Origin of the sequence: Pseudomonas protegens, assembly GCF_003732485.1 — a bacterium.
In the GTDB taxonomy this organism is placed as follows: domain Bacteria; phylum Pseudomonadota; class Gammaproteobacteria; order Pseudomonadales; family Pseudomonadaceae; genus Aquipseudomonas; species Aquipseudomonas protegens_B.
In genome coordinates this window covers 5333-14438 of record NZ_MOAK01000078.1, presented here as the reverse complement: position 1 = coordinate 14438, position 9106 = coordinate 5333, and the positions used below count along the sequence as shown (strand labels likewise).

The following is a 9106-nucleotide window of genomic DNA, read 5'->3' as shown; positions in this document are numbered from 1 at the left end:
GTGACGTCCTTGGCGCCGATCAGCACCTTGTGGGCCTGCAGGGCCAGGGTGCCGCCGCCGTTGACCCCATGGCCGCGCAGCTCGCCCTTGAGGTCGAGCTTGCCGTCGGCGGCCAGGGTCACGTCGCCGCCCTTGCCGCCGCTGGCCTTGCCGTCATAGCCGAGGCTGGCGCCGGAGCCGGCATCCACCAGGGTGCCGTTGCCCAGGTTGAGGTCGCCGCTGCTGCGCAACGACAGCTTGCCACCGTTGATAAAGGCCAGGCCGCTGCTGTCCGACGGGTCCAGGGCCAGGTTGCTCCAGCGCCCGCTGACATCCAGCTTGACCCCGTCGGCCACATCGACCCGGGCCTGGGCACCACCCGTGGGCGCGAGGATCACATCGCCGACCACGAAGTTGCGGTTCACATCCACCTGGTTCAGCACGTTGCCGGCGTTGATGCTGCCGCCATGGGCCGTGAGGTTGGCGTTGACCTTGACCTCTGGCCCGAACAGGGTGATGTCGCCACCGTGCGCCACCTGCAATGCGCTGTTGACCTGGATCTGCTGCTTGGCGCCGACCTTGATCGCCCCCAGCTGGAAGCCGTTGAGCGTGTCGCTGTCCAGCACCAGCTGGCCCTGGCGGTTGGCCGGCAGGGCCGTAGTGAGGTCCAGGCCGTCGGCGATCTTCTGCTGGTTGGCCTCGATCAGCACCTTGTCCACGGTGGGACTCAGGGCGTAGCGCAGGGTGCCACTGGCCTTGTTGTAGATCGGCGTGTAGTTGCCAATGATCAGCTGCGCGCGCTGGGCCGCGGCCTTGTGCGATTGCTGATAGCCATCGAGGTTGATGTTCGGTGCCTGGGTCTGGCGGTCACCCTTGAACACTTCGCTGACCAGCTGGCCTTCAAGCACTGCATTGCCGGTGCCGATCACCAGCTTGCCGGCGTCGCGGCCGACGCTGTAGCCGGCCTCGTAGCGGCGCTGCTGGGCGATCAGCGGGTTGTAGTAGTAATCGGTGCGCCCCCAGCGCGGGCTGCTGTCCACATAGCCCTTGTAGATGCCGGTGTAGAGCAGGTCCCCCGGAGCCCGGGACAGTTCGTACAGACGCCCGTCGGCACCCTTGAGCCAGGTCTGCTGGATATAGCCGCCCTGCACATCGACAGTGCCGCCGGACAGGTTCAACTGAGCCCCGGACTGGGTCACCACCTCCTTGCCGGTAAAGGTCAGGGTGCCGCCCTGAGCCATCCACTCGCCAATATTGTGGCCCTGGGTGCCCAGGTAGCCGCCCACTTCCAGCAGGCCGCCGGCGGTGTACCAGCGATCGGTGGCGTAGCCGTTGGTGCCCGCCGGGACGAACACCAGTTCGCGCAGGTCGACCCAAACGTCGTTGTTGATCAACTGGCCGCTGTCGCGGTTGCCCGCCGAGTCGCGCTGCTCGTTGCCCTGGACGTTGATCTTGATGGTGTTGGACTCCATCGCCACCTTGACCCCGACGGCGCCGGCCACATCGATCACCGCGCCATCGCGCACCAGGCTGCGCTGCCCGGCGCTGACCGCCACCTGGCCGCCGGTGGCCAGAGTGATGGAGCCGCTCTGGAAGTCCACGCTGCCGCCGCTGACGATCTCCACCCGGGACTGATCGGTGCGGTCGGCGACGCTGCTCAAGTTGTTGAACTGGCCGGTGATCAGGTTGGTCGGGGTGCCGTCGAGGTTGATCAGGCCATTGTTGCGCTGGCTGTCCAGGGCGGTGCTGCCGGAGCTGTCCAGCAAAATCGCCGTGGTGCTGCCCTGCCCCAGGGTCACGCTGCCGCTGCTGTCGCTGGCGGCGTTGAGCAGGTGGATGGTGCCGCGGGTGTCCACCGAGGTGCTGGCCAGGGCCACGCCGTTCTGTTGCACCTGATGCCCGGTCAGGGTGATGTCGCCGGTGGACGCCATGATCAGCCCGCTATTGCTGACCTTGCCGGCGCTGCTGCCGGGCTTGAGCGAGGTGGCGACCTCGTTGCCCCGGGTCGTCGAGTGCTGGTTGCCGCTGGTGCCAACCCCGCGGCGAATGTAGAAACTGTCGCCGGCGGCCAGGGTCGTCTGGCCCTTGGCGGTGACGAGGGTGCCGGCGTTTTCCACTTCCGCGCCCAGGAGCAAGGCATAACCGCCGGACTCGGTGGAACTGGCCGGAGCGTGGGTCTGGATCAGCGCGCCGCGCTGCACCTGGACCTTGCCCAGCGCGTCGCTGAAGGTCGGCTGGGTGCCGTTGGCGTCCACATAGAGCCCGCGCTGGGTGAACTGCTCATCGCTGATGGTGGCTGCGGCGGCCACCAGATTGCGCACGTTGACCTGGCTGGTGCCGGTAAAGATCACCCCGTTGCGGTTCATGATCATCACCGTGCCGGCGCCCTTGATCTGGCCCTGGATCTCGCTGGGCCGACCGTTGGGGTCGTTGACCTTGTTCAGCAGCGCCCAGTTGGACTGCTGCTGGAAGTCCACGGTGGTGTTGCGCCCGACGTTGAAGGTCTCCCAGTTGAGGATGGCCTTGTCGGCGGTCTGTTCGATGGTCACCGTGGTCTTGCCGCCGGACTGGCTCTGCACCGGACCCTTGGCGTTGATCCAGCCCTGGGTCAGGCTGTTGTCGACCTTCAGCCCGCCCTGGCCGAGGCCGTCGGGAATACTGCTCAGCGTGCCGAAGGCCGCCTGACGCGCCGCGGCCTGGGCCGCCTGCTGGGCGGCGATGGCGGCGACGCTGGCATTGAGATTGCTCAAGGAACGCTGCAACTGCTGGTTGGCCCGGGTCTGCTGGGACAGCGGCGGGATCCCCGGCACCTGGCCGTTGGTGCGCGCGGCAGTGGCAGCCTGGGAGGCGCCCTTGTCGGCAAACCAGCCGGAACTGAACGCCGTGGCGCCATGGGCACTGCCCGCCATCATCAACAGGGCGATGGCGTGGGCCAGAGGCTTGAGCCGCAGGATCGGCATCTCGCCATCAAGGCGCAGGGCTGGGGATTTGACCGGAGGTTTGCAGCGAACCATTACTACTCATCCTTTGTTATGACGCCCACGGGAGCGCGACGCTTGTAGGGCCCAGGGCGCGCGTCACTGCTTTAGGGAATAGGCCGTTGGCGCAAGGCGCGACCGAACGGATGTCACGGAAAATTCATCTGCCGGGTGTAATGCAGGCGACAACAGGTTGCGGCAACGGCCCGGGCCGTTGCCGCAGCGCCCTCAAAGAGGACGCCCAATACCGTTGCAGACGTTGGGATTGCCGATGCTCAAGGCGCTGGCCGGGGTGAGAAAGGTGCTGCGAATCGCCATCTTCCAGTTAGCGGGCAGCGGTTGCAGGCGGTTGTTCCTGATGGCCGTGTCGTTGAGCCCAAACACGCTGTAGTGACGAGAGAAGAACGCCCGGACCTGCGCAGTCTGGGTGGCATCGGCGTAGCACTGGCTGAACACCAGATTGGTGAAGCCCAGAATCGGATACCCGACATGGGGATAAGCCACCACACTGGGATCGTAGGGGCTAGGGTTTGCGGCAAACTGCGGCACCCAAGTGTTGGGGTCGCTCAGGTACGGCATGAGCTCCGGCGACAATGGGGTCCTGATGGCGTTGATCGTATCAACGATGTTGGCCGGTGTCGGGGCGACACCGTCCACCCGCGCCACCTTGCTGCCATCCTCCAGGCCCGCCAGGCTGCTCGCCGCGTACGTCGCGCCGATGAAGGTGATGCTGCCGACCGTGGCATTCACCGTCGCCATGATCTGCGCGCTGCCGACAGCGGTGACGGCATTGGCCGGAGGCCCATAAGGATGGGCGTAGGCGAAGTATCGGCTAGGCGAAAACGGCCCACTGGATTCGTTGCAACGGGCATTGAGAAAGCGCGTGAACACTTCCGTGGTAGCGCTTGAACCCTGGGGGTATACCACGGTGATCGGGCCGTTACGCGCCGAACCATAGAGCTGACTCCAGTCAACCAAGCGACCGGAAAAAATGCCGCATAGGTCATGGGTGCTCAAGTTCAAGGCACCACCGGGCTTGTTGAACGCGATCGCGATACTGGTGGCCGCTGACGGCACCTGTATCAGTGGCCCCCAGGCCGGTTTGTGCAGCGATGCATAGTCGGTCAGCTGGGCGCTGGTCAACTTGGACTCAGTGGCTATCCAGTGCACATTCTTGCTGTTATCCCCCGGCATCAGGGCGCCGTAGTCGTTGTTCAAAAACGCTTCCCGGTCGCGCTGATCCAACCCCAGATACGGCGCGAACCCCGCACTCAGTACACCGGGGGTCTGGTACAGCGGCTGGGGCAAGGTCGAACCGCCACCATTCAAATCCGCCAGCGCTGGCTGGGCGCACACGGCACTGCAAAGCAATGAAGCCATCCACCAATGGACGTTGGGCATGATCAGACTCCTGTCGAATCAGGGCGTGCCAGGGACCGCTCAACGAACCTGGACAGCGCCGTGCGGATGCCTGCAACGCCGTGGGTGGCGCCTGCAGGACAAAAAAAATCAGCAACGGCGCAAACCGTTGCTGATCGGGTGTTGCGGCTCGGTTGCAGCCCGCGTTACAGCGGACGACCGATGGTGTTGCAGACGCTGGTGTTGCCGATGCTCAGCACGTTGGAAGCGTTGACGAAGTTGTCACGAATGGCGGTTTTCCAGGCCGCTGGCAGCGGTACGAAGCGGTTGTTCTTGATGGCGTTGTCGTTGTTGGTCAGCGAGCTGGAACCATAGTGACGGCCGAAGAAAGTCCGCACTTGCGAGGTCTGGGTAGCGTCGGCGTAGCACTGGCTGAAGATCAGGTTGGTGAAGCCCAGGATCGGGTAGCCGGTGGTTGGGTAAGGCACGACGCTTGGATCGGTGGCGCTGGCGCTAGCGGCGAATACCGGTACCCAGTTGTTGGGCTTGGTGCCGTCGACGATGGTGCCATCCTTGCGCAGCACGGTCGGAGGCTCGATGGCTTCGATGGCGGCGGAAACGTTGGCAGGCGCTGGCGAAACACCGGCCACCTTGGCCACCTTGGTGGCGTCGTCCAGACCGGCCAGGGTCGTGGCGGCGTAGTCCGGGCTCATGTAGGTGATGCGACCGTCGGCAGCGTTCAGCGCGTCCATCACGCCTTGGCTGGTGACTGCGGCTACAGCACCGGCAGGCAGGCCGCCCGAGTAGCTGGAGGCGAAGTTGGTGGTCACGGCGAAGGTGCCGGTTTCAGCGCACTTGGCGTTGAGGAAACGAGTGAACAGCTCGGTGGTGCCGCTGCTTTCGTTGCGGTAGACCACGGTGATGGCACCGGTACGGCCCGAACCGGCGATCTGGTTCCAGGTAGAGACACGGCCCGAGAACACGCCGCACAGGTCGTTGACGCTCAGGTCAACGGCAGCAGTACCGGCCTTGTTGAACGGAATGGCAACCGAAGTGGCGACCGAAGGCACCTGGATCAGTTTGCCCCAGGCGGCTTCGTGACCGCTGGCGTAGGCGCTCAGTTCAGTGGCAGAAAGCTTGGAATCGCTACCGGCCCAGTGCACGTTCTTGCCAGTAGTGCCGGCCACGAACTTGGTGTAATCGTTGTTCAGGAAGGCAGATTTGCCGTTGCCGCTGCCTACGCCGATGTAGGGAGCGAAGCCGGCAGTCAGTACGCCGGAGGTCTGATACAGCGGTTGTGGCAAGGTAGCGCCGCCACCGTTGATGTCAGCCATTGCAGCTTGTGCCGAGCACAGGGCTGCCAGGGTCATGGATGCCGCCAGAACGTTGCGCTTAAACATGAAGAATCTCCTTTCGTCGTGTTCGTACGTTGGGTGAATAGCTCTTGCATGACGCCATGGCGCTCGGGCCAAAAGCCTTGTTCCAGACGGCTTGAGGGGTGAGGCCATGGAGAGAGAAGTTCGCAGCTTCCGGTGACAGATAAAGGAAAAAACCTCGGGAGAAACCGACTGTTTTTGCAAAAGATTCTCGGGTGTTTGTCGCCGGTTTTCGGGCCTTTCCCGGGAAGGTGACAGCCAGGTTTCCGAGGCTGGCGCCGGCATCGCCCTGCAAGCGCCGCGGGCGGTGCAGACAGCGCTGGAACATGACAGAACGAGGAACCCGAGCTTGGCCGATGGCCGAGTCGGGTGTGAGGCCGGCGGCGTGAGATTTTATGGCTGCCCTGCCCTGCGCTTCGGACCATACCTTCGCTGCGCCCCCTCGTAGGAGCCGGCTTGCCGGCGAAGGGGCCTGCGAGACCTGCATCGCCGCTGCCGACGCCTTCGCTGGCAAGCCAGTTCCTACGGACCGAGCCAGATCGGGCCGGACGGGGCCAGGCCGGGGTCAGGTCGGGTCGGATTGTGCGGTTCAGGTGACCAGCTGGTTGATCTCGATGATCGGCAGCATCACCGCCATCACGATCACCAGCACCACGCCGCCCATGACCACGATCATCAGCGGTTCGAGCAACGCGGTCATGCCCATGGCCCGGCGTTCGATATCCCGGGACAGGGTCAGGGCCGCCCGCTCCAGCATCGGCGGCAAGGCGCCGGTCTTTTCGCCACTGGCGATCAGGTGGATCAGCACCGGCGGAAAGACTTTCTCCACCCGTAGCGCAGCCGCGAGGTTGGCCCCCTCGCGCACCTTGGCCGTGGCCTCGCTGACGCTCTGGCTCAGGCGGTCGTTGGACAGGGTCTGGCGCGCCGCGTCCAGGGCCCGCAGCAGCGGCACCCCGGCACCGCTGAGAATCGCCAGGGTCGAGGCGAAACGCGCAGTGTTCAACCCCAGGACAAAACGCCCGAACAGCGGCAGGCGCAGAATCCGACTGTGCCAGCTCAGGCGTGCCCGGGGGTTGCGCAGGTACAGCCGCCAACCCCAGAACCCCGCCACCATGGCGCCAAAACACTGAATGCCCCAGGCACGAATGAAGTCGCTGGCGTTGAGCATGGCCAGGGTCAGCCCCGGCAGGTCCTGGCGTGCCTGGGAAAAGGCGCTGACCACCTGGGGCACCACATAACTGAGCAGGAAAATGACGATGCCGATGGACACCAGCCCCACCACCCCGGGGTAGATAAAGGCAGTGAGGATCTTGCCCCGCAGGCCGTTGCGCTCCTCGATGTAGTCCGCCAGCCGCTCCATGACCTGGGCCAGGTCACCGGACTTTTCACCTGCGGCAATCAGTGCCCGGTAGATCTCCGGAAAGTCCCGGGGCCGCGCCGCCAGGGCCTCGGCCAGGCGCATGCCGCTGCGCACGTCACTGCGCACCGCGCTCAGGGTCTGGGCAATGTGCTTGCGCTCGGCCTGCTCCACCGTGGCACTCAGCGCCGCCTCCAGAGGCAGGCTGGCCCCCAGCAGGCTGGCCAGCTGGCGCGTGGCCCAGGCCAGGTCGTTGTCGCTGAGCCTGGGGCTGAAGAGCCCCCCTGCTGCGCCGCTGCCAGGATTGCTGTCCAGTTGCACCTGCAGCGCAGTCAGGCCGCGGCTGCGCAGGCTGGCGAAAGCCGCGCCCTGGCTGTCGGCTTCCAGGTGGCCGGACTCGATCTTGCCGAGCGCGTCGGCGGCTTCGTAGCGATAGCGATTCATCAGGCGTCCCGTGTCACACGTAGGATTTCTTCCGGTGCGGTGGCGCCGCTGCGTACCCAGCGCTCGCCATCCTCACGCATGCTCAGCATCCCCGCCCGCCGCGCAGCGGCCCGCAGGGCCTGCTCGTCAGCGCCCTGATGGATCAGGCTGCGCAGGTCATCGTCGATGCAGAACAGCTCATGAATCCCGGTGCGGCCGCTGTAGCCGATGTGGTTACAGGCCGGGCAGCCCACCGGGTGCCAGGTACCGGGATTGGCCGGATCGGCTTGCTTGCACTGGTTGCACAAGCGGCGCACCAGCCGCTGGGCCAGCACCCCGAGCATCGACGAGGCCAGGAGGAAAGGCTCCACCCCCATGTCGATCAGGCGGTTGACCGCCGACACCGCGTCGTTGGTGTGCAGGGTCGCCAGCACCAAGTGCCCGGTAAGCGAAGCCTGGACCGCGATCTGCGCGGTTTCCAGATCGCGGATCTCGCCGATCATGATCACGTCCGGGTCCTGGCGCAGAATCGCCCGCAGCGCCAGGGCGAAGGTCATGTCGATCTTGGCGTTGACCTGGATCTGGCTGATGCCCGGCAAGTCGTATTCCACCGGGTCCTCGACAGTGAGGATATTGCTGGTGCTGGCATCCAGCCGGGCCAGGGCGGCGTAGAGGCTGGTGGTCTTGCCGCTGCCGGTGGGACCGGTGACCAGGACGATGCCGTGGGGCTGGCGGATCAAGCCATCCAGACGCGCCAGGACATCCGGGTCCATGCCCAGGGTTTCCAGTTGCAGGCGCCCGGCCTGCTTGTCCAGCAGCCGCATCACCACCCGCTCGCCGTGGCCGGTGGGCACCGTGGACACGCGAATATCGATGGGCCGTCCGGCCACCCGCAAGGCAATGCGGCCGTCCTGGGGCAGGCGTTTTTCGGCGATATCCAACTGGGCCATGATCTTGATCCGCGACACCAGCGCGCCGTGCAGCGCCTTGCGTGGCGAGACCACGTCGCGCAGGGTGCCGTCGACCCGGTAGCGCACCACCGAGTGAGTCTCAAAGGGCTCGATATGGATATCACTGGCCTCATCCCGCGCGGCCTGGGTGAGCAAGGCGTTGATCATGCGGATCACCGGGGCGCCGTCCTGGGTGTCCAGCAGGTCGGTGATTTCCGGCATGTCCTGCATCAGGCGGTCCAGGTCCACCTCATTCTCCGCCGCACCGACCACCGCGGCGGCGCTGCCGGTGTCGGCGTAGGCCGTGGCCAAGAGCCCGTCGAGCTCATCGTCGCGGATGCGCTCCAGGCGTGCGGGGCCGAACTGGCGGCGGGCTTCGCTGATGGACCAGCCGGGGGTCGAGGGGCAGACCAGCAGGGTGGCGCCCTCCTCGCTGTGACGCAGGAGAATGCGTTGGGATTTGGCCCAGGCGTAGGGGAGCTGGGTGGTCATGCTTGTGTCTCCTGGTGGGGTGCATATCCGGGACTGCGGGTGGGGCTGATTACGGTGTTTGTTCTTACCGTGGGTTTGGGTACATATCCGTTCCTGCGGGTGTGGCGGCTTATGGTTCCGCTCTTACAGCGGGGGTTGGGTACATATCCGGTGCTGCGGGTGTGGCCACTTAGGGTTCCGCTCTTACAGCGG

Annotated in this window: 5 protein-coding genes; all 5 read right to left on the bottom strand. The window is 65.3% G+C overall.

Annotation, left to right across the window (positions count from 1 at the left end):
• Positions 1 to 2993, bottom strand: a 2993-nt coding sequence (locus BLX41_RS35850) for a two-partner secretion domain-containing protein (RefSeq protein WP_259745039.1), incomplete at its 3' end; no start/stop codon positions are given.
• A gap of 192 nt (positions 2994 to 3185) precedes the next feature.
• Positions 3186 to 4358 carry a substrate-binding domain-containing protein gene (locus BLX41_RS20485; RefSeq protein WP_123726360.1) on the bottom strand — a complete coding sequence of 391 codons (1173 nt, stop codon included), beginning with the start codon at positions 4356 to 4358 and terminating at the stop codon, positions 3186 to 3188.
• Between the two features lie 164 nt (positions 4359 to 4522).
• A complete protein-coding gene (locus BLX41_RS20480; RefSeq protein ID WP_123726359.1) occupies positions 4523 to 5716 on the bottom strand; it encodes a substrate-binding domain-containing protein in 1194 nt (397 codons plus the stop codon).
• 565 nt (positions 5717 to 6281) lie between these two features.
• The gene (gspF, locus tag BLX41_RS20475) at positions 6282 to 7493 is read right to left on the bottom strand and encodes a type II secretion system inner membrane protein GspF (protein ID WP_123726358.1); all 1212 of its coding nucleotides are present in this window, start codon (positions 7491 to 7493) and stop codon (positions 6282 to 6284) included.
• Positions 7493 to 8914, bottom strand: a complete 1422-nt coding sequence (gene gspE / locus BLX41_RS20470) for a type II secretion system ATPase GspE (protein WP_123726357.1) — start codon at positions 8912 to 8914, stop codon at positions 7493 to 7495. Before gspE ends, gspF begins: the two co-directional genes overlap by 1 nt.
• Positions 8915 to 9106: the final 192 nt, after the last annotated feature.